Annotated in this window: 23 protein-coding genes and 1 tRNA gene; 11 read left to right on the forward strand and 13 right to left on the reverse strand. The window is 49.1% G+C overall.

Annotated elements, in window-relative coordinates:
• Window positions 1–51: 51 nt before the first annotated feature.
• Window positions 52–1980 (forward strand): arginine--tRNA ligase, encoded by a 1929-nt coding sequence (locus TON_RS02620; protein ID WP_012571464.1) that lies wholly within the window; start codon window positions 52–54, stop codon window positions 1978–1980.
• A 44-nt stretch (window positions 1981–2024) separates the two neighbouring features.
• Window positions 2025–2906, forward strand: coding sequence for a dihydrodipicolinate synthase family protein (locus TON_RS02625; protein WP_012571465.1), 882 nt, complete (start codon window positions 2025–2027; stop codon window positions 2904–2906).
• Here TON_RS02625 and prf1 read toward each other — a convergent pair.
• The 5 genes from prf1 to TON_RS10240 form a co-directional block, all read right to left on the reverse strand.
• Window positions 2900–4147: a peptide chain release factor aRF-1 gene (prf1, locus tag TON_RS02630; RefSeq protein WP_012571466.1), complete on the reverse strand. Its 1248-nt coding sequence runs from the start codon at window positions 4145–4147 to the stop codon at window positions 2900–2902. The genes TON_RS02625 and prf1 overlap by 7 nt on opposite strands.
• Before the next feature lie 97 nt (window positions 4148–4244).
• On the reverse strand, window positions 4245–4481 hold the full coding sequence (locus TON_RS02635) for a pro-sigmaK processing inhibitor BofA family protein (RefSeq protein WP_012571467.1): 237 nt from the start codon (window positions 4479–4481) through the stop codon (window positions 4245–4247).
• A 9-nt stretch (window positions 4482–4490) separates the two neighbouring features.
• Window positions 4491–4970, reverse strand: a complete 480-nt coding sequence (locus tag TON_RS02640) for a HEAT repeat domain-containing protein (RefSeq protein WP_012571468.1) — start codon at window positions 4968–4970, stop codon at window positions 4491–4493.
• Window positions 4971–5179: 209 nt separating this feature from the next.
• Entirely contained in the window at window positions 5180–5371 is a 192-nt protein-coding gene (locus tag TON_RS10345) for a hypothetical protein (RefSeq protein WP_148202358.1), read from the reverse strand.
• A 55-nt stretch (window positions 5372–5426) separates the two neighbouring features.
• Window positions 5427–5603: a class III signal peptide-containing protein gene (locus TON_RS10240; protein WP_012571469.1), complete on the reverse strand. Its 177-nt coding sequence runs from the start codon at window positions 5601–5603 to the stop codon at window positions 5427–5429.
• Window positions 5604–5861: 258 nt separating this feature from the next.
• On the opposite strand from TON_RS10240, the gene TON_RS02645 reads away from it, so the two are divergent.
• Window positions 5862–6284 (forward strand): helix-turn-helix domain-containing protein, encoded by a 423-nt coding sequence (locus TON_RS02645; protein ID WP_148202359.1) that lies wholly within the window; start codon window positions 5862–5864, stop codon window positions 6282–6284.
• Here the strand turns inward: TON_RS02645 and TON_RS02650 are convergent.
• Genes TON_RS02650 through TON_RS02660 form a run of 3 tightly spaced genes read right to left on the reverse strand, consistent with a single transcriptional unit; the run spans window position 6274 to window position 9130 of the window.
• On the reverse strand, window positions 6274–7524 hold the full coding sequence (locus TON_RS02650) for a site-2 protease family protein (protein ID WP_012571471.1): 1251 nt from the start codon (window positions 7522–7524) through the stop codon (window positions 6274–6276). The genes TON_RS02645 and TON_RS02650 overlap by 11 nt on opposite strands.
• 43 nt (window positions 7525–7567) lie before the next feature.
• Window positions 7568–7960 (reverse strand): DUF126 domain-containing protein, encoded by a 393-nt coding sequence (locus TON_RS02655; protein ID WP_012571472.1) that lies wholly within the window; start codon window positions 7958–7960, stop codon window positions 7568–7570.
• A 9-nt stretch (window positions 7961–7969) separates the two neighbouring features.
• Window positions 7970–9130 carry an aconitase X catalytic domain-containing protein gene (locus tag TON_RS02660; protein WP_012571473.1) on the reverse strand — a complete coding sequence of 387 codons (1161 nt, stop codon included), beginning with the start codon at window positions 9128–9130 and terminating at the stop codon, window positions 7970–7972.
• 578 nt (window positions 9131–9708) lie between these two features.
• Here TON_RS02660 and TON_RS02665 point away from each other — a divergent pair.
• The 8 genes from TON_RS02665 (at window position 9709) to TON_RS02700 (ending at window position 15409) form a co-directional block, all read left to right on the forward strand.
• The gene (locus tag TON_RS02665) at window positions 9709–10413 is read left to right on the forward strand and encodes a hypothetical protein (RefSeq protein WP_012571474.1); all 705 of its coding nucleotides are present in this window, start codon (window positions 9709–9711) and stop codon (window positions 10411–10413) included.
• Window positions 10414–10499: 86 nt separating this feature from the next.
• Window positions 10500–10577 (forward strand) — tRNA-Met (locus TON_RS02670).
• A 279-nt stretch (window positions 10578–10856) separates the two neighbouring features.
• Window positions 10857–11402, forward strand: a complete 546-nt coding sequence (locus TON_RS02675) for a lamin tail domain-containing protein (protein ID WP_012571475.1) — start codon at window positions 10857–10859, stop codon at window positions 11400–11402.
• Between the two features lie 83 nt (window positions 11403–11485).
• The gene (locus TON_RS02680) at window positions 11486–11941 is read left to right on the forward strand and encodes a 30S ribosomal protein S15 (RefSeq protein ID WP_012571476.1); all 456 of its coding nucleotides are present in this window, start codon (window positions 11486–11488) and stop codon (window positions 11939–11941) included.
• A gap of 29 nt (window positions 11942–11970) precedes the next feature.
• Window positions 11971–13401, forward strand: coding sequence for a DHHA1 domain-containing protein (locus TON_RS02685; RefSeq protein ID WP_012571477.1), 1431 nt, complete (start codon window positions 11971–11973; stop codon window positions 13399–13401).
• Window positions 13391–13642: a KEOPS complex subunit Pcc1 gene (locus TON_RS02690; protein WP_012571478.1), complete on the forward strand. Its 252-nt coding sequence runs from the start codon at window positions 13391–13393 to the stop codon at window positions 13640–13642. The genes TON_RS02685 and TON_RS02690 overlap by 11 nt, the downstream gene beginning before the upstream one ends.
• 18 nt (window positions 13643–13660) lie before the next feature.
• Window positions 13661–14263, forward strand: a complete 603-nt coding sequence (locus TON_RS02695) for a 30S ribosomal protein S3ae (protein ID WP_012571479.1) — start codon at window positions 13661–13663, stop codon at window positions 14261–14263.
• Window positions 14264–14353: 90 nt separating this feature from the next.
• Window positions 14354–15409: an SPOUT family RNA methylase gene (locus tag TON_RS02700; RefSeq protein ID WP_012571480.1), complete on the forward strand. Its 1056-nt coding sequence runs from the start codon at window positions 14354–14356 to the stop codon at window positions 15407–15409.
• A gap of 127 nt (window positions 15410–15536) precedes the next feature.
• Here the strand turns inward: TON_RS02700 and TON_RS02705 are convergent, their stop codons facing one another.
• The 5 genes from TON_RS02705 to TON_RS02725 form a co-directional block, all read right to left on the reverse strand.
• On the reverse strand, window positions 15537–16250 hold the full coding sequence (locus tag TON_RS02705; protein WP_012571481.1) for a DUF92 domain-containing protein: 714 nt from the start codon (window positions 16248–16250) through the stop codon (window positions 15537–15539).
• Between the two features lie 77 nt (window positions 16251–16327).
• Window positions 16328–16777, reverse strand: a complete 450-nt coding sequence (locus TON_RS02710) for an Lrp/AsnC family transcriptional regulator (RefSeq protein ID WP_012571482.1) — start codon at window positions 16775–16777, stop codon at window positions 16328–16330.
• Between the two features lie 171 nt (window positions 16778–16948).
• On the reverse strand, window positions 16949–17251 hold the full coding sequence (locus TON_RS02715; protein ID WP_012571483.1) for a MazG nucleotide pyrophosphohydrolase domain-containing protein: 303 nt from the start codon (window positions 17249–17251) through the stop codon (window positions 16949–16951).
• Between the two features lie 5 nt (window positions 17252–17256).
• Window positions 17257–17634 (reverse strand): ArsR/SmtB family transcription factor, encoded by a 378-nt coding sequence (locus TON_RS02720; protein WP_012571484.1) that lies wholly within the window; start codon window positions 17632–17634, stop codon window positions 17257–17259.
• Window positions 17635–17690: 56 nt separating this feature from the next.
• The gene (locus TON_RS02725) at window positions 17691–18062 is read right to left on the reverse strand and encodes a Mov34/MPN/PAD-1 family protein (RefSeq protein WP_012571485.1); all 372 of its coding nucleotides are present in this window, start codon (window positions 18060–18062) and stop codon (window positions 17691–17693) included.
• Between the last annotated feature and the right edge of the window lie 25 nt (window positions 18063–18087).

Here is an 18087-nt window from a genome sequence, read left to right on the forward strand (position 1 = left end):
TCCCGCGGAGAACTTTTTAAAGGTTGGGTATAAGTGGTTGCGGTGGTGGGAATGGGATACACTGAGGTTAAAGAGAAGGTCAGGCTCATCTTAACGGAAGAACTTAAGAAGATGCTCCAGGAGAGCGGCAGGGAGTGGGAAGGTGAGGTAACCTTTGATGAGACTCCAAACATCGAGCTCGGCGACTTTGCCACGACGGTTTCCTTCCAGCTTGCGAGGGTCTTCAGGAAGGCGCCCAAACTAATAGCGGAGGAGATAGTTGAGCGCATTAAAGACAAGCTTCCTGGGGAAGTAAGCGACGTCAAGGCTGTAAACGGCTACATAAACTTCTACCTAAATTACGAGGCTTTTGGAAAGGACCTAGTCAGTGAGATTCTCAAAAGGGGCGAGCACTACGGTGAGAGCGAGTTTGGGAAGGGCAGGAAGGTCATTGTAGAGCACACTTCCGTCAATCCGACCAAGCCTCTTCACATGGGTCACGCGAGGAACGCTGTTCTCGGAGATACGATGGCAAGGATTATGCGCGCCCTGGGCTACAACGTTGAGGTTCAGAACTACATTGACGACCTTGGCGTTCAGTTCGCCCAGGTTCTCTGGGGATACCTCAACCTGAAAGAAGAGTTTGAACGGCTCGAGGCAGAGCTTAGGGAGAAGGGAGTCAAGGAAGACGTTATAGACCACGTTATGGGCCTTCTTTACGTCGAGGTTAACAAGCGCATAGAGGGGAATCCTGAGGTGGATAAAGAAGTCCGCGAGCTTATGAAGAAGCTTGAGGAGGGTGACAACGAGATAGCCGAAATCGGAAGGAAGCTTGCCGAGAGAGTCGTTAAGGCTCAGATGATGACGACCTATAGGATGAATATCACCTACGACCTCCTCAGCTGGGAGAGCGACATAATGAGGAGCGGCATTTTTGAGGAGGCCTACGGCCTTATCGAGAGCAATCCCAACTTCTTCTGGGCTGAGGAAGGTAAATACAAAGGAGCCTTCGTGATGGACCTCAGAAAGCTCTTCCCTGACATGAAAAACCCCTTCCTCGTCCTTAAGAGGAGCGATGGGACGGCAACTTACACCGGCAAGGACATAGCCTATCACCTCTGGAAGTTTGGCAAGGTTAGCTCAGACATGCTTTACAAACCGTGGGACAGGCTGGAAGACCACGAGACCTGGACGACGGCCCCCGACGGCGAGGAGATGTCCGGAAAGTTTGGTAAAGCGGATATAGTCATTAACGTCATCGGCGCCGAGCAGAAGCACCCGCAGATGGCCATAAAGTACGCCCTTCAGCTCCTTGGCTTTGAGGACTCGGCTCAGAACTTCCACCACCTCGCTTACGAGCACGTTGTGAGGCCAGAGGGCAAGTTCAGCGGAAGGAAAGGGACCTGGGTTGGCTTCACCGTTGATGAGGTTCTCAACGAGGCGGTTAGGAGGGCAAAGGAGCTCGTCGAGGAGAAGAATCCCAACTTAAGCGAGGAGGAGAAAGAAAAAATAGCGGAAGCCGTCGGCGTCGGTGCTGTTCGCTTTAACCTTGTCAAGTACAGCCCGGACAAGATAATCACCTTCCGCTGGGAGGACGTGCTAAACTTCGAGGGAGAGAGCGCCCCCTACGTGCAGTACGCCCACGCACGCTGTGCCTCAATCCTTAGGAAGGCCGAGGAGAGCGGCGTTAGCGTTGAGTGGGAGGAGCTCCTCAAGAGGGCTGACTTCTCAAAGCTCACCAACAGGGAGAAGGAGCTGATAAAGCTCCTTGCAAGGTTCCCGGAGATAATTGAGGGAGCAGGAAAGGACATCAAGCCGCATTTGATTCCATGGTACGCGAACGAGGTGGCGAGCCTCTTCAACAAGTTCTACATGGACCACCCTGTCCTCAAAGCGGAGGATGGAGTGAGGGAAGAGCGCTTGCTCCTTGTGCTGGCCACGAAGCAGGTGCTGAGGAACGCTCTGGCTCTGCTCGGCATAGAATCACCGGAGAAGATGTGAGAAAAGCTAAAATACTTTCCTTTTCTAACTTTTCCGGTGATGTTATGCGCGGTGTTATAGTTCCCCTTGTAACACCTTTTAACGAAGACTACTCTATTGATGTTCCTGCCCTTGAGGAACACATAGACTTTCTCCAGAAGGCCGGCGTTCATGGAATATTTATCAACGCGACCACTGGCGAGTTCACGAGCTTGAGCGTCGAGGAGAGAAAGTTCCTGGCCGAGAAGGGGCGTGAGCTTGTCAATACCACATTCTACCTTGTGGGAACGGCTTCCACGAACACATTTGAAGTCATAGAACTGACAAAGCACGCCCAAGACCTTGGCGCCGATTACGTTGTAATAGCTCCACCCTACTACTGCCCGCTGAACGAGACGGCCCTCTTTAGGCACTACTCGATGGTTGCCGAAAGAACCGATATCCCGATAATCCTCTACAATATTCCGAGCTGCGCAAACCCTCTGAGCGTTCAGCTTATTAAGCGGCTCGCCCTTGAGTACTCGAACATAGCTGGCGTCAAGGAGACGATAGACAGTGTGAACCACGTGAGGGACGTGATCATCGAAGTCAAAGGTGAGCGGGAGGATTTCATGGTGTTCACAGGCCTCGATCAGCACTTCCTTAATACCCTAATCCTTGGCGGTGATGGGGGGATAATGGCGTGCGCAAACTTCGCCCCAGAGGTTCACCTTGCACTCTATAAAGCCTTCCAGGAGAAGCGCTTTAAGGACGCGTTTATCTATGCCCAAAAGCTTGCAAGGCTCTCGAAGGTTTATGACTTGGCCTCATCTTTCGGTTCGGCGATAAAGCTTGCAATGAGCCTCAGAGGCTTCTCAATAAAGCCTGTCCTTAGACCCCCGTATATCATCGACGGAGATGAAGTAAAAGAAGAGATCAGAAAGCTCCTCCGGGAGGTGCTTTACTGAATCTTGTACCTCAAGAAGGCTCCAAGACCGCCAAAGGCCTTGTAGAACTGCTGACCCTCTTCGGTGTCGAGGGATATTATCTCAACCTCGGCACCGCTCTCTTCTGCCAGCTTTATGAGCTCCTCGGCGACGTCCCACTTCTCGAAGCTTATGTTCTGACTGCCGCACTTCGGGCAGTGGGTAAGCTTCTTCTTGTAAACATGGAACTCCTGCTCGCTCATTGTCTTGAGCTCCTCCCAGCCGCAGGCATTGCACTTCGCCTTAACCCTGACCTTGTCGTAGCCCTCGCTGATGAGGAGCGTGTCAACGGCACCGAGCTCTAGAGCCTTCCTGACTTCCCTCTCGCCGTAGGTTATCAGCCCAGTGTCCTTGACGAGGTGCCTGAAGAAGTCCTGGATGAGCTTCCTTTCCTTCACAGCTTCGTGCTCGCTGAGTATGTCGCTGGCCTTCTCAACGAGCTCTCTGAGGCCATATTCGCCGTGGTAGCTGATGTCAACGACTCCGATTACCTTCTTTCTGAGCTCATGGTGTAGGTAGTCGCCATCAACGAACTCTTCCTTGGTCGGCCCTGGGCCGCCTATGATGATTCCCTTGAGCTCACCCTTTTCAAGAAGCGGTAGGAAGGCCTTGGCGGCGTGCTCGGCGATTCTCTTCATGAACTCGTGGGTTTCCTGCTCACGAATCCTCTCGTAACGCCTCGCCGACTGACCACCTGCCCTCGTTTTTCCTGGGACGTTTGAGGTGAGATCATCGATAACCTCAATCCTCTTACCCCTCAGAAGGCCTATCGTGGCTTCGTTCTTCTCGACGGTTATTAGACCGTAGGCGTCCTTAACGCGGAGCATTTCCTCAAGAGGCTCCGTTACAAAGGTCTGGTCGCAGCGGTAAAGGCGAACCTTAAGGGGTTCCGGTGGAACTATGGCCCAAAGTTTTATATCGCTCACTCCCTCCTGCTCACTCACATTTCCAACGAAAAGGGCCAAACCGTTCTCGGGGGTTTTTCGATAGAGCTTGAGGTGCTGCATGGCTCTCTCAAGGGCACCAAGAACGTTCTTTCGGGTGGATTTTGATTTAATATTCTGGGCAGTTCCATACTCCTCCCTAAGCTGTTGCATGACCTTGTTTATGTCGTAGCCCGCTGGGATGTAGAGGCTTACAAGCTCGGTCGCTCGGCCTCGATAGCTCTTCAGCTCCTCCACTTTTTTCTTGAGCTCATACATTTCGGCTGATTTGTGAGACATGAGCATCACCCTCCAAAACTTCTCTCGCCCCAAGAAGGGCACGAAAAGGGAATTTATAAAGATTTAGATAGAGGCTAAAATCGAAATCTGGAGGGAGCTATAACCACGAGAGTATCACCAGCAAAATAACTCCCACGATGCCGCCTATGGCCACGATAAGGATGTTCAGGAAGGTGTACTCAACGTGTGCTATTCCGACGGTGTTGAGTATCCAGAGGAGTATTAGGCCGATAATTGCGTTGGTAACTAGGTACTTCAGAATGGCCACTGTCAGCTTAATAACTAGGTAAAGAGCAACCACCAGCAGGACTAAAAACAGCAGCGTTTCAATCATGAGACCACCTCAAGAGAGTTTTTCTAGGGTTTCCATCGCTATCTGGCCGAGTGGAACCCATTTCTTCCCTTCAAACGGGAGTATAACCTTGTCCTCAACATTTACGAGCTCTTCAACGTACTCCCTGGTCTCTTTAGCGTTGAGCTCACCGAGTAGTATCAGCGCAAAGCCCTTGGTGTTCTTGTCACCTTCTCTAATCTCCTCTATCAGGTCATTGATAATAGTGTCCTTAAGCTTCATTATTTTAGTCTGGAATCTACGGACAAGTTCGTAGGACAGAACCATTGCATTTTCCTTTACGTAGGGATTTCTATTCTTCGTGAGTTCCACCGCTTTTGGAAAGATTCTATCAATGTGGGATTCGAGAACTTCACCCCTCTGCTGGGCAATCATCCCAAGAATCAGGAGAGCATCTCCGCGAATTCCCGGCACACTATCGTCGAGGAGCTCAATGAGGCCATCGAGTGCCTTTTTGTCTTTCATGACCATTGTAATGATGTCACTAAACCGCTCTTCTTCTATGAGCTTTTTTATTTTATCTTTTTTTTGAGCCGAATGACAAGAATCCCATGGTATCACCCTAAAGCTAAATTGGGTGTGCTAATGTATTAAGTTTTTTGTTTGCCAACTTGGGTTTTAAAAATTTCCCACTAAACGATTATATAGAACACTTCAAACAGAAGCATAAACCCACAAATCTATCTATTTTTTTCTATAATGCTTTCCATTCTTGTTGAAATATTCTCCTCAATTGAGTCTTGGAACTCTCCAGCTTTGTGAATAGTCCCAAACCTTGGGCCAAAAACTTCCCTACGAACAGCATTATCAGAATAATTGCAATAGTTATCACAAAAAGATACTCCACTGAACCCTGAGCGTTTTTTTCTCATGCAAACCCTCCAACTAGTGATAAAGGTAAAAAGTTAAGATCGAGAATTTCGAACTTTAGCCTCCAGTTATGTTTCCTTCAAGTGCACTAGTTATATTGCTTTCCGCTTTATCGGCTATGTCACTTGCTCCTTGCCCTCTGTCGCTGAGCTGCCTCCAGACTATGAGGACTATGACCAGCGCGGCAGCAATCATAAACAGGTACTCAATAGCACCCTGGGCCTTTCTCTTCATTTTCTTCACCTCCGTGGGATTACTTCATACATTAATGCACTGAAAAAGCTTATATAGCTTTCTCCCCAAACTTAAGGAAAAGACCCTCAATACTGTGGAATCATCAGGGGTGGTCTTGTGGAGTTGTTAAGTCTCCAATGTGAATCCTCAAACATTGAAGATTGTATAAGTAATATCCTATCCAAGTCGCGGAAATTACTATCCTCGAAATCAGGTTTTATATCTTCCTCAAAGATAGCCCTAACTTTCGGTGCGTTCATGAACCTTACAGTAACTCTCCTAATAGATCCGCGTAGTAATATGTTAAAAGGCCTCCTTGCCGAGTATTCCACAGGCAGGAATAAAGAGGACGCGATAAACAAGACTCTGGAAAAAATTAACAGGTTCCTGCCCAGGGACGCACAAGTCGTCAACTTCGAAATAGGTACCTACACCACTCCCGTGACCAGAAGGACTTATGCAGTTGGTGTTGTTGTTTACAATGCACCCCTAGAGAAAAAATCCTTCACTGAGCTCACGATAAAAGAACGCAGAGAACTGCTGGCCGGTGTTCTGGAGTCCTTCAACTACAATCCGAAGGTTCTTAACATATCCGAAATCGCTAGAATGTTCGGTGTTTCGAGGGACTCAATATACTATGATATCGAACAAATCTTAAAGGAAAGAAAGATCAACCGGTGACCCAGAGCGGTCTCGGTGTTGCAGAAATTAGGAAGATCATCACTGCCAGAATAACCAAGACGAGCCTTTTCTTTGAGATTGAGGAGACCTCATCGAGTGCTCCAGGATTTCCGACCGAACCCATCAGGAGCACAAGCATGCCCCAAATGAGCCAGCCGACCCAGAGAAAGCTCATGCCTATGAGAACTAAACCAACAGCAATCGTGAGATAGCGGTGCGTCTTCTCACTGAGGAAGGCCCTTGCTATGTGGCCGCCATCAAGCTGAGCAGCAGGAATGAGGTTTAAGAAAGTCACTAGAATGCCCACCCATCCAGCAATGGCAACGGGATGTAAGAAAATCACTGTATCCTCTGGGAAAGTCACGATGTATTTCTCCAAGAGCAGGAATATCAGATTCTCCCCAAAGACTATACTGCCTTCTGTGGGCGAGACAAGTTCCGCTGGCACTGGAATGGAAAGTCTAAGTCCGATTATGCTTACCGGGAGGGCTATCAAAAACCCAGCTATTGGTCCGCTGATACCAAGGTCTATTGCTGCATTCCTTGTGGGCAGTGGTGATTTTACCCTGATTACTGCCCCAAGCGTCCCCAGCATGCTAGGGAAGGGAATGAAGTATGGCATTGTAGCTCTAACGCCATGATACGCCGCGGCTATCTTGTGGCCAAGCTCGTGGGTTCCCAGTATTGCCATGACACTTATCGAGAACGCAATCGCGTTGAGATAAGGGTTTCGTATTCCAGGAAGACCGTAGTAATTAAGGGTATCTATGTAGGCCAGCGAGAGGTAGTAACCGGCCAGGAATGTAGTGAAAATCGTCGCGATGAGGAAGATCCACGGCAACCACCTGTTGTCCTCCTTTATTTCCTGGGCAGGGAAGACAAAGAGCAGCACTTTACCCTCACGCTTCTTGAGAGCGGCCCAATAGCCGAGTTCTTCAAGCTCTCTTAGGACTCTCTCAAAGTTATTTTCCATTATCCCTTGAACTTCAAAGACGAAGACGTTGCCATCTATCTGTTTTAGTTCAAGATTATAGAACTCCTTCAGCTTTTCTTTGAGGTTCTCCGGGAGGGAAGGCCTGCTTGGCTGGACCTGCACTGTGAGCTCTTGGGACTCCGTATAGAATCCTACCAGAACCATGTCCCTTCCACAGCGAGGACAGGCTTTCTCGAGCAGTGGCTCGGATGAATCTAGGATCTCCCTATGTCCACAGTTGATGCACTCGTAGATGCCCCTCGACATTTTTTGCACTCCCTAAAAAGAATTGAAACGGACCTTAAAAATGCTATTCCTCAACTTCGACCAGTCCCTCGTCGGCTTTGACCCTGACCCTCTGTCCACTCTTGAGCTTGGAGACGTCTATGCCATCAACCATAGGAATACCCGCTATTATAGCTCCTGTTGCCACTATTGTCTCGGCCTCACCGACGATTATTGCCTTCGGCGCCTTTCCGTTCTTCTTAAGGGCGTAGATAACGTAAGAGCCAACGGTTGATCCCTTACCACGTGGAAATGCCAGGACTTTTCCAGCTATGCTCTGGCCCCTTATATCGCTCTCGGCGTCGGTAACTATTCCTGTATTGGGGTCAACGCCGCCGAGGAATGAAAGGGGCTTCTGCGAGACTATCAGTTCTCCCTCAGCCTTGCCACCGACGATCTTTCTGCCCTTGAGTTTCATTTTCTCACCTCACGGTGCCTCTTTTATGAGGTTTTCTGCATCGTCGAGCCTAACCTTGAAGCCAAAGGACCGGAAGTAGAAGGCTGATTTTCCGCTGTTGGTGGCCACTCCTCTGTACCAGCCCTTTATCGGCGAGACTACGAAGCATATGTCGGGAATAATCCTGCCGTTGTAGCGCTCTATGATCTCGGTGTAGCCTAGAGAATCTGCCAATGCCTTAACTGCTCTGCTTGCAGTGATAAAGAGAGGTATCTTCAAGGGTCTCCCGCGCATTCTCAGCAGTTCGGTGATTTCCTTAATCTCTGCTAGGGAAGCGTGTGGGCAACCAATTAGAATCATGTCTATCTCACTCCAGTCATCGGCGAACTGCTCCCTAACGGCTCTGATATCGGAATCCTCAACGGTTATCGTTTCGAGCTTGTCAGTTATAGCATCTCTATATTCAGGGGTCTCACCTTCCACATGATATAGAGCTATAGAGCCGCTCGCGGCCATAGCGGCGCCCATCTCTTTGAGATACTCAGTCATCTCGGGCTTCAGGCCTTTGATGTATGGCACGTCATTGCCGAGGATTTTTCCAAGGTGATAACCTAAGGCCGCATAGTCCACGAAAGTCCTGACGTTTGCATCAACACTGATTATGACGGTTGCTTTCCTGTTTTTGTCCAGATGCAGGCCGTAGTTAGGAGTTTTGCCCACTATCGCGGCGGCTAAACTTGAAGGTCCTCCTTCGCGGTTGGTCCTCGCACCCAAAATCGAGTTGGCGAAGCTTACCGCTGAACTTTCGCTCCAGGCCAAGTGATCACCGAACTTTGGAAGATTTGCCCCGTAGTAGGGGGTGCACGTGGAGGTAACTTCTATGCCCATCTTCCTGTAAAGCCCCAGAACTTCCAGCTGCTTTTCCATGAACTCGTCGTCGCCTATTCCCGCTGGGTTGAGGGTTGTGTAGACGCTGACTTTGGCTCCAGCTTCGACGAAGTCTCTCAGGAACTCGATTCCAGCGTCGCCGATGTTTTTGTATGAAACACCAGCAACCTGAGCACTTTTAATTGGAATGAGCCTGTCAGCACCGTAGATTTCTCCCAGAGCCACGAGTATCTCCATGGCCTTCTGGAGGGCGTAGCCGTATTCGCCGGCCAGGATGAGTTCTTCCTCTTTGGTCAGGTACATTCTACCACCAGAGAATCTGGGGAAAGAGGAGTTATAAACTCTTCTTTTCAACACTTATTAACCGTAAAATTATTATACTAAAAAGTTCTAATTTTTAGTGACATCATCGGAGGTGTCTACCATGACATCTCCAGTAAAAAAGTTGCAATGGTAATAGTTTTTTTGAGGCAATAGTCGCAGGCTCAGTCAAGCCAGTGGGAGCATGGGGGGCTATATACGACGTGGTTCTATACGATACCGGGCCTGACTTTTATGCAACGAGAACGAATAGGTTTCTGGCCGTACACTTACAAGTTTACAATGCAAGGTACTCTTGGGACATACACGACTTCATGGTACCAGGGGTCGGGGTGGGGGTACATCATTATTCCAGTTCTCGGGGTGTATGTTCTAGATTATGCGGCGGCAGAGTTAACTAATAGCGCCGGATTTAGATTATTCAGAACTTATACGGAGCCTGGATTTACAGAAAGTTTCTATTACCCCTACCCGAGAGATAATGAAGGAGGCCCTCGCTCTGAGTTGGAAATAGGTTGGCATTATGTGAATGTTTACGAGAGGTAGAGGGGGTGATCCCTATGAAAAAGATACTAGCACTCATTATTATGTTGTTCATTGGAAGTGTTCTCGGAACAGCGTATGCTCTTGTTGAGCCTCCATCCAAGGATACTCTAGTTACCTCTGCGAGAACTCTAGTTGCTTACAATTTCACGAGAAGTATCGAGTTTAATCAGTATTATGTACATGTTATTGAGCAGAATGGGGTCAGAAAAGTTATGAAAGATCTCACATATATTGGTAAAGTTATTACAGTAGGACACATTGACATGAGAAAGGAAACAGTGAAGGCGATGGAGGAGTTCTATGTCAATGGAACCCTTCTGACACGTGCCCAGGTGATAGTAAACTTGAACACTGGGGAGATTAAGGGGACTATCATGTTGAACAATGGAACGACAATGGACTTGACAGAATTCTGGAGTCAGTACTATGGTATTGAAAAGGATGAGGCCATTACTATGTTCGAAGACAATCTTCCGATGATAGCATTCAGGCTTCTTGTCCTCAACTCAACAGGTCTATCTAGGATACAGTTGCAACTATCTACAACGGATAGGATTCTAATGGGTCTTGGACTTAAAGAAAGGTTGTTTGCGTATAGGTTCACGTCCCTCTCAGGAAAAGAGTGGACTGTATTGGTGAATTCAAGGGGCATTCCAGTACGGTTCGAGTCCCAAGATAAGGACTTGAAAGTTACGGTTGTTGTGCAACCTTCTGAGTAACATAGTGATTTTTTAGTTTTCTTATTTTGATACCTCCCCCGCAAAATTTATAAACCCTCCACGGTTCACTAACTAACGGGTCGAGCAGCGGGGTGGGGCAGCTAGGAGTGCCCGCCGGGCTCATAACCCGGAGGTCGGAGGTTCAAATCCTCCCCCCGCTACCATACTGTTTTGGGTTGTATCTTCTTGCCTATGTCTCTTGTACTAAACTTCGAGCAACTTCTCAGGTTGACCTGTTTTTGGATTGTGGATCAGTTCCAGTTGCAAATTTTGCAACGCTTGATTTGAAACATTAAGCGTATTGTGGAGTGAATTCCAAGCTTTCAGAGCTCATTCACTGTTGTTGACAGCTAGGACTATTTTTTCTAAACTCTCTAAAGTACTTATGGACATCCTACGAAACTTTTATTTACGTTTGCCACATAAATCTCGTGGGGATGAATATGAAACGGGGAGTTTCTAGTATCGAGTATTTGTTTCTTATTGCTGTGGCACTGGTAATAGTACTGTTTGTCATTCACCAGCTGGTAGTAATGACTTCTGATTACACAGACGTAATGGAAACTATTTCAACTGAAATAGCACAGGAACTTGCAAACCAGTCATGCAACGGGACGTCTAAAATCGTGATATACTATGTTCATTATGATGCCAAGGGAAACGACAATTATCCCTGGAACCTGAATGACGAGTACATTGTTATAGCTAACCTGGGGTGCAAAGACGAAGAACTGAGTGGATGGAAGCTGGTGGATGAAAAAAAGCATACATACACTTTCCCGAGTGGAGTTATTGTGAAAGCGGGAAAAACGGTAACTGTGCATACCGGCTCAGGTACAGACACTGACACAGACCTTTACTGGGGTAGTAGCTGGGGGGCAGTCTGGGACAATGACGGCGACACTGCGTACCTTTACGATGCGAGCGAAAACCTTGTGGACAGTTGCAGCTGGACTGGAAAAGAAGGAGGAGCTGTCAGCTGTCACTGATGGCAAACTTTTTAAACTCCTTCTTTTAGGCTGATGCGAAGGGGCGGCTGGCGGGAGCTGGCCGTCACCGGGAGGTGTATGATATGGCAAGGATACACGCGAGAAAGAGGGGTAGGTCTGGTTCTAAGAGGCCACCGAGGACCGCTCCGCCGACCTGGGTAGAGTACACGGCGGAGGAGGTCGAGGGGCTCGTTATTAAGCTCAGGAAGGAAGGCTACAGCGCTGCCATGATAGGAACCATCCTCAGGGATCAGTACGGCATTCCGAGCGTCAAGCTCATCACCGGCAAGAAGATAACCAAGATACTCGAGGAGAACGGCCTCGCCCCTGAGATCCCGGAGGACCTCATGGCCCTTATCAGGAAGGCCGTCAAGCTCAGGAAGCACCTTGAGATGCATCCGAAGGACAAGCACTCAAGGCGCGGTCTCCAGCTCACCGAGAGCAAAATCAGGAGGCTTGTCAAGTACTACAGGAGAACCGGCAAGCTGCCAGCGAAGTGGCGCTACGATCCAGAGCAGGCCAAGCTCCTGGTTCGCTGATTCCCCTTTCCTTCTTATAAGGTGGTAAAATGGACAAGGGCGCTTTCTTGGAGAAGGCCCGTGAAGGAGCAGAGCTAATCAAGATGCACATCGAGCTAGGGCACACTATAAGAATAATCTCCCACCGCGATGCGGACGGAATAACTGCCGGGGCGATTCTGGCGAAGGCGATATTACGTGAGGGCGGTAGCTTTCAGCTCAGCATTGTCAAGCAGCTCAGCGAAGGGCTTATCCAGGAACTTGCCGCGGAGAAGCACAAGATATACGTCTTCAGCGACCTTGGGAGCGGCTCAATCGAACTCATCGAGAAGTACCTCGAGGGAGCGACCGTTGTCGTTGCTGACCATCACCCACCGGAGAAGAACGAGTTTTCCACTGATTCCCACCTGCTTGTCAATCCAGTACCATTTGGAGCCAACAGCGTTCGCGATCTGAGCGGCTCCGGCGTTGCCTACTTCGTTGCTAGAGAGATGAACGAGAAAAACAGGGATTTGGCCTACATTGCCATCGTTGGGGCAGTCGGCGACATGCAGGAGATAGACGGCACCTTCCACGGCATGAATCTCGATATCATTGAGGACGGGAAGAGGCTTGGCATTCTGGAGGTCAGGAAGGAGCTCCGCCTCTTCGGCAGGGAAAGCAGAACTCTCGCTCAAATGCTGGCTTACGCAACAAATCCAGAAATACCCGAGATAACTGGTGACGATAGGAAGGCCATCGAGTTCCTCAGGGCTAAGGGCTTCGATCCCGACATGAAGTACTGGCAGCTCCGTGAGGAAGAAAAAAGGCGGCTCCACGATGCCCTTGTCATTCACCTGATAAAGCACGGTGCCCCAAAGGAGGCCATAGACAGGCTCATCGGTGATGTGGTCATAAGTCCCCTCTACCCTGAGGGTGACCCCAGGCACGAAGCGAGGGAATTCGCCACACTCCTCAATGCCACTGGAAGGCTGAACGCTGGAACGCTAGGTGTTGCAATCTGCCTCGGCGACGAGGAGGCCTACAAGAGAGCTAGAAAGATGCTCGACGACTACAAGAGAGAGCAGATCGAGGCCAGAAAGTTCCTCATCCAGAACTGGAGTATGGCCGACGAAGGAGAGCACGCCTACGTTTTCTATGCTGGCAGGAACATCCGTGACACTCTGGTGGGCATAGCGGCTAACATAGCGATAAACGCGGGCCTAGTTGACCCGGAGAAGCCCGTGGTCGTTCTGGCTGACAGCGACGAGGATCCAAACCTCGTGAAGGGCTCGGCAAGGACTACGGAGAAGGCCCTAGCGAAGGGCTACCACCTTGGAGAAGCTCTGAAGGAAGTGGCAGAGAAGCTCGGCGGTGAAGGTGGAGGCCACGCTATAGCTGCTGGCATACGCTTTCCGAAGGACAGAATAAACGAGTTCATCAGGTATTTCAACGATGTTCTTGGAAGACAGCTCAAGGGGGGCAGGAACGTTGCGGATTGAAGCAACGGCGAAAATCATCTGGCACTACAGGAGCGAGGAGAGAGCGAAGGCTATAGCCCAAGCTCTAGAAGTGGACAACGCTAGCCTTCCTGAAGGCCTAAAGAAAAGTTTAAATGTGGTAACCCGATGGGAAGATGGGGACGTCATAACAAAGGTTAAATACTCGGGTGAGATTGAAACACTCATCAAAGCGCTGGACGATTTGGTGTTTTCAATCAAAATCGCCGAAGATGTCACGTGAAAGGTTGGAGGTGTTAAGATGGCAAAGGGTAACCCAAGGAAGAGGGCTGCTGCTACCAAGGATAAGTGGAAGATGAAAGAGTGGTACGTGGTTTACGCTCCGGACTTTTTCGGCAACAAGGAGATAGGCCTCACCCCCGCTGATGACCCCGAGAAGGTCATCGGTCGCGTCATTGAGACCACCCTCAAGGACCTCACCGGCGACTTCACCAAGGGTCAGGTCAAACTCTACTTCCAGATCTACGACGTCAAGGGCCAGAACGCCTACACTAAGTTTAAGGGCCACACCCTCTCCAGGAGCTACATAAGGAGCCTTGTCAGGAGAAGGACCACCAGGGTTGATGGCATATTCAACATCACTACCAAGGACGGCTACAAGCTCCGTGTTATGGGTATGGTCATCGCCTACAGGCGCATACAGACCAGCCAGGAAAGGGCTATCAGGGAGATAATGAGGGACATCATCTACAAGAAGGCCGAGGAGCTTAACTACAAGGACTTCATCCTCGAGGCCGTCACCGGCAAGATGGCTACAGAGATAGCTAAGGAAGCTAGGAAGATCTACCCGATTAAGAGGGCGGAGATAAGGAAGATAAAGGTCCTCGCAGAGCCGGAGGCCTGAAGGCCTCTCAACCTCCTTCTCTATACCTTCCAGATTCTCTTCTCGGCAGGCTTTTAAGGGCCCAATCATTCTCTCTCTGGAGGTGAGAGCGTGAAGTTTCTCGTTAAGACTCAGAGGGGAATGGAGAGCGTTGCTGCTAACTACATTCGGGAGATTCTTCCGGATGCGGAAGTTTGGGCGTCTCCCATGGGCTACTCGGGTCTTGTTGTAGTTGAGGCGGAAGATGAGAAAGCCGAGGAGAAGATTCTTGAAATTCCAGAAGTCGAGAGAGCCATAAAAGTTCTCCATGAGGTTCCCGCCCGGCTTGACGCCATCTTGAGCGTGGCAGAGGATGTTGCAAAACTCATCGATGAAAATGAGACCTTTGCAGTCAAGACCAAGCGTAGAGGGAAGCACGACTTCTCGAGCATTGATGTGAACAGAGAGCTTGGAGCAAAGGTCAGAGAGCTGACAAACGCTGACGTTAACCTCAGCTGGCCGGATAAGGTCGTTCAGGTAGAGATAATAGGAGATAGAGCTTACATATCTGTTCTTCCAGGCGAAGAGTACAGGAAGTTCACACCAAACAAGATAGACGCGAGGAAGCTCTTCCGCAAAGTTACCCTCGTTCAGATGCCTTACTGGGGCGACTACAAGGCCTGCAGGTCTTTCGGTGAGAAGATTGGGAGAGCCGCTCAGGCCTTTGAAGTTAAGGAGCTCATCATAGCTCCCAAAGAGAAGATGGACGCTTTTGAACTAATGGAGTTCATTAAGGGCGTCAAGATTGGCCAGGAAAGCAGATACCAGATACAGCGCGAGGCTTATCCCTGGAAAGTCGAGAAAGTTCCAGTCAGCGTATGGGATCTCTACCAGGTCGTTCGCGATAAGCGGAGGAACAAGAGGCTCCTTATAATCACCGATCCCAAGGGGCCGTCACTGGCTGAGGTGAAGGATAAGCTCGCCAGGGATATGTACTACGCGAAGGAAGTCGTTATCTTCGTCGGCTCCCGTGAGGGCATACCACGCGGCCTCTTCCGCTTCGCGGATTATGTTGTTGACTTAGCACCGTATATGACCTTCGCAACTGAACACGGCATTCCTGCGGCCCTTGTGTCCATGTGGGAGATCTACGAAGAATACTCTAGAACGAGGGAAGGGGAAGAGTGAGTTTTTACATTTTTCTTTAATTCAATAATTGTACAGCGGCGTCAGACCCTAAGGTCTTCCTCACCGCTCAGGAATCCGCCGTAGTCATCATCCGCCAGTCAGGCTTTTTCAGGTTTTCTTTTAAACTTCACGCGAGGACGTAGAAGAGAAGTGCACCGATGGAGCCGCCAAAGAGTGAAGCAAGAAAGTTTGTCGAGTTATTATTTGTTATTCCCTCGTTTTCAAGGGTAGCTCCAATAAGACTGTCTAAGTTGACCCCGATAAATCCGCCAATGGTAACAGCCAGGAGCATCATGATCTTTTGCTCTGTGAGTGGAAGGGCGAACAGGGCCATAATGAAAGAACCCAAAAGTGCGAACAGCTCTCCGGGCCACGAAATAGCTCCGTTAACACCGGGTCTAGCTGGCTCAAAGGTGGTTATCAACCTTGGATTTTTTCCGAAAATCTTTCCAAGCTCGCTCGCAAGAGTATCTCCATTAACTGTAGCTATCGAAGCAAAAGTCGCTGCCCAGAAAACGTCCATATGGGAGAAGTATTCAAAGGCCAGAAAGATTACTGCGGCAAGGCCATTGCCCATAACGTTGCCCCAACCCCTCACACCGTTTCTGCTCTGAGCAAGGCCGAGTTTTGCCTTTTCCCTGAACCGGTACTTGGTTGCAAGGACTCCAAGAACCACGAAGGTTACCATCGCCAAGAAGGGATAAAAACCACCAAGCTCCAGAACGACCAGACCGACAGCTGCAGCTGCCAAAGCACCCTTAGCATCAAGGGCTTTCAGTTTGTATGATCCTATGCCAAGCCCTGCAACCACTGCAACGTCCACTGCCAGTCTCTCGAGCATCTCTGTCACCTGGAAAATGCCCCAACTGAGGCTTTATTATTCTTTCCTTCGTCAATGGACGAAGGAAGTAAAAGAAATCAGAGAACCTCAAACTTCACGGTGTCTGTTACGAAGGTTATATCAAGCTTGTCAATGCCTGGTATCTTCTTGGAAACATCGGCGATGATTCTCTCCAGCTCTTTCATATCCTTTGGACCAACGATGTGGATAACCAAATTGTGCGAACCAATGGCACGCTGAATTATCTTGATGTTTTCATCATCCTTCAGAGAAGAAATTACCTCGTCAAGGTCAATCGAAGGCTTAACAGTTATCCCGAGGATGACGTGAATGTATCCGAGAGCATCATAGTCAGGGATTATAGTATACTTTTTGATTATACCATTTCTCTCGAGACGATCCATTCTCCTGGAGATTCTCTGTCTTGTCGTGCCAAGAATTTCGGCGAGCTCCTTGTAGGTCAAACGCGCGTTCTTGGCGAGAAGCCTCAAAATCCTTATGTCAATCCCGTTTATTTTATCTGCCATCACATCCACCTCCCGGGATTATGTTTGTGATTATGCTCCCAATTATAAAAATGTTTCGACAATTTGGAGGATTTCTAACCAGTAGGTTATCCCAAATGACCCATCCCACTTTAAAACTGGGTTATATTTCAAACCACAATGTTACAAAAAAATGTGAGTATGCTGGAGATTTTATCCATCCGTGTTATCCCATCGATCCCTGTCACGTTCCCTGTACTTCTCTATGCTCTTCTCCAGGGCACTCAGAAGGTCCACTTCGTAATAGTTGGCTATACACGAGAGGGCAAACATGACGTCGCCGAGTTCCTCCGTCAGCTTTTCCGGGTTGCCTTTTCCCTTGACCCCTTCAATTTTCAGTAGTTCATCAGCTAGTTCTCCAATCTCTTCCATCAAAGCTGCGAGCATCTCGAAGGGACTCCAGTATCCACCGAATTCTTTAACAAGGTCGTCAACTCTCCGCTGATGGTCGTTCATATAGCTCACACCAGTCCAGTTCTCACCCTTACGAGGTATTCCTCGAGAACCTCTGTGTTCGTTCTGTAAAAGTGCATCTTGCCTTCTTTTCTCTCAAGTATCAGGCCCAGAGCCTTTAGCGTCCGGAGGTGGTGGCTGATCAGAGTCTGATCTTGGTCGAGTATCTTTGATATCAGACACACGCAGAGCCAGTTGTCCTTTAGGATCTTGAGTATCCTGAGCCTCAGCGGGTTTGAGAGTGCCTTGAGGAACTTCATGACGTCCTCTTCTACCCGAAGGTTAACCTCCTTGTCTAGGTCAGGGATGCCACAGGTCTCTGAACACTGGAGGACAGTTCTTCTTTGCTTCTCATCTAGTTCGTTCAGAACTTCCCTAACCCTCATGCTGCAACACCGATTAGCAGATTGGGACACATCTATTTAAGAATTTTCACATGAAGTTAGTCAAGGATTTCGACCTTCAGACGGCTCCCATCACTTTTATAGGCCCTCACGCTGTCTTCTGTAAAAGGATAGGCAATTATCAGATGGACACCCCCAAACTTGGAGAAAAAGTTCAGATCTGCCTGGGATGGCCATGGATTCGGGCCAGGATGCGAGTGAACGGTTCCCTTTATGCTCTCGTCGTAGGGCAGCATCCATGTGTTGAAGAAAGCCGAACTCCTCCCAAAATGAGGATCTGGGGCTATAAGAACCTCTTCAAAAACGCCAGCCTTCTCCCTCAAAAAGCCAGCGAACTCGTTGGGATAGAATTCGCGGGCTAATTCAAGGAGGTATCCCAAGAGCTCCCTTCTAATTTTGACGGTTTCCATCTTGCTCACCGAAAATAATCAAAAG

Origin of the sequence: Thermococcus onnurineus NA1 (assembly GCF_000018365.1) — an archaeon.
In the GTDB taxonomy this organism is placed as follows: domain Archaea; phylum Methanobacteriota_B; class Thermococci; order Thermococcales; family Thermococcaceae; genus Thermococcus; species Thermococcus onnurineus.

Excerpts from the sequence above, each read along its gene's own strand:
- TON_RS02620 (WP_012571464.1), top strand. The coding sequence starts at position 52 with ATGGGATACACTGAGGTTAAAGAGAAGGTCAGGCTCATCTTAACGGAA.
- TON_RS02625 (WP_012571465.1), top strand. The coding sequence starts at position 2,025 with ATGCGCGGTGTTATAGTTCCCCTTGTAACACCTTTTAACGAAGACTAC.
- prf1 (WP_012571466.1), bottom strand. The coding sequence starts at position 4,147 with ATGTCTCACAAATCAGCCGAAATGTATGAGCTCAAGAAAAAAGTGGAG.
- TON_RS02635 (WP_012571467.1), bottom strand. The coding sequence starts at position 4,481 with ATGATTGAAACGCTGCTGTTTTTAGTCCTGCTGGTGGTTGCTCTTTAC.
- TON_RS02640 (WP_012571468.1), bottom strand. The coding sequence starts at position 4,970 with ATGGTCATGAAAGACAAAAAGGCACTCGATGGCCTCATTGAGCTCCTC.
- TON_RS10345 (WP_148202358.1), bottom strand. The coding sequence starts at position 5,371 with ATGAGAAAAAAACGCTCAGGGTTCAGTGGAGTATCTTTTTGTGATAAC.
- TON_RS10240 (WP_012571469.1), bottom strand. The coding sequence starts at position 5,603 with ATGAAGAGAAAGGCCCAGGGTGCTATTGAGTACCTGTTTATGATTGCT.
- TON_RS02645 (WP_148202359.1), top strand. The coding sequence starts at position 5,862 with ATGAACCTTACAGTAACTCTCCTAATAGATCCGCGTAGTAATATGTTA.
- TON_RS02650 (WP_012571471.1), bottom strand. The coding sequence starts at position 7,524 with ATGTCGAGGGGCATCTACGAGTGCATCAACTGTGGACATAGGGAGATC.
- TON_RS02655 (WP_012571472.1), bottom strand. The coding sequence starts at position 7,960 with ATGAAACTCAAGGGCAGAAAGATCGTCGGTGGCAAGGCTGAGGGAGAA.
- TON_RS02660 (WP_012571473.1), bottom strand. The coding sequence starts at position 9,130 with ATGTACCTGACCAAAGAGGAAGAACTCATCCTGGCCGGCGAATACGGC.
- TON_RS02665 (WP_012571474.1), top strand. The coding sequence starts at position 9,709 with ATGAAAAAGATACTAGCACTCATTATTATGTTGTTCATTGGAAGTGTT.
- TON_RS02675 (WP_012571475.1), top strand. The coding sequence starts at position 10,857 with ATGAAACGGGGAGTTTCTAGTATCGAGTATTTGTTTCTTATTGCTGTG.
- TON_RS02680 (WP_012571476.1), top strand. The coding sequence starts at position 11,486 with ATGGCAAGGATACACGCGAGAAAGAGGGGTAGGTCTGGTTCTAAGAGG.
- TON_RS02685 (WP_012571477.1), top strand. The coding sequence starts at position 11,971 with ATGGACAAGGGCGCTTTCTTGGAGAAGGCCCGTGAAGGAGCAGAGCTA.
- TON_RS02695 (WP_012571479.1), top strand. The coding sequence starts at position 13,661 with ATGGCAAAGGGTAACCCAAGGAAGAGGGCTGCTGCTACCAAGGATAAG.
- TON_RS02705 (WP_012571481.1), bottom strand. The coding sequence starts at position 16,250 with ATGCTCGAGAGACTGGCAGTGGACGTTGCAGTGGTTGCAGGGCTTGGC.
- TON_RS02710 (WP_012571482.1), bottom strand. The coding sequence starts at position 16,777 with ATGGCAGATAAAATAAACGGGATTGACATAAGGATTTTGAGGCTTCTC.
- TON_RS02715 (WP_012571483.1), bottom strand. The coding sequence starts at position 17,251 with ATGAACGACCATCAGCGGAGAGTTGACGACCTTGTTAAAGAATTCGGT.
- TON_RS02720 (WP_012571484.1), bottom strand. The coding sequence starts at position 17,634 with ATGAGGGTTAGGGAAGTTCTGAACGAACTAGATGAGAAGCAAAGAAGA.
- TON_RS02725 (WP_012571485.1), bottom strand. The coding sequence starts at position 18,062 with ATGGAAACCGTCAAAATTAGAAGGGAGCTCTTGGGATACCTCCTTGAA.